A 782-nucleotide genomic window follows, 5' to 3' on the forward strand; every position below is an offset into this window, starting at 1 on the left:
GGTAGTGATGTAGATTGTATGATAAGTTAGAAAAAAAGACAATGAAGACTATATTTGTAAGATGTGTTCAATATCTATACAAATAAAATGTCCTCATTGCCACAATTCAAAGGTCGTTAAAAACGGGAAAAAAACCACAGGAAGACAAAACTTTCTGTGTAAGAATTGTGGCAAACAATTTCAAGCTGAATATTTATACCAAGGAGCAGATCCAAGTATGAAAGCCCAGCTACAAAGTTCTTTATTACATGGTAGTGGTATTAGAGATTGTTACAAAATATTTGGAATTAGTCCTAAAACTACTCTTCGATTTATATTAGAGCAAGGAGAAAAAATTAAAATTACTCCTAGACAAAAGAAGTATAAAAAAGTGCAAATTGATGAGTTATATTCCTTTGTGAATCAGAAAGGTAAAAAAGTGTGGATTTTCTACGTTTACGCTCCTGAGACCAAAGAAATATTAGCTGTAACAATGGGCAAACGTACAAAAAAGCAACTTCGATATTTAATGACACAATTAAAGTGTCTAGATATAGAAATTGAATTTTACTGTACAGATGCTTTTAAGAGTTTTAAAGAGGTCTTACCTTATTATCAACATATTATTGGTAAATCTTTTACTAAAGATATTGAAGGTATTAATACTCTTATTCGCTCTAAAATTGCACGATTTCACCGAAGAACTACCAAGTTTTCTAAGAAACTTAAGTATCAATGGCATTTGTTTAAAATTTTTGTCTTTTATTTCAATGAACTTCCATCATACATTTAACAACACAACC

General features: G+C 30.1%; 1 protein-coding gene. It reads left to right on the forward strand.

The window, feature by feature from the left end:
- Positions 1 to 61 precede the first annotated feature (61 nt).
- On the forward strand, positions 62 to 772 hold the full coding sequence (locus tag CG11_RS26280) for an IS1 family transposase (protein WP_052599927.1): 711 nt from the start codon (positions 62 to 64) through the stop codon (positions 770 to 772).
- Positions 773 to 782: the final 10 nt, after the last annotated feature.

The sequence above is a fragment of the Aureispira sp. CCB-QB1 genome, from assembly GCF_000724545.1.
Lineage (GTDB): Bacteria > Bacteroidota > Bacteroidia > Chitinophagales > Saprospiraceae > Aureispira.

Excerpts from the sequence above, each read along its gene's own strand:
- CG11_RS26280 (WP_052599927.1), top strand. The coding sequence starts at position 62 with ATGTGTTCAATATCTATACAAATAAAATGTCCTCATTGCCACAATTCA.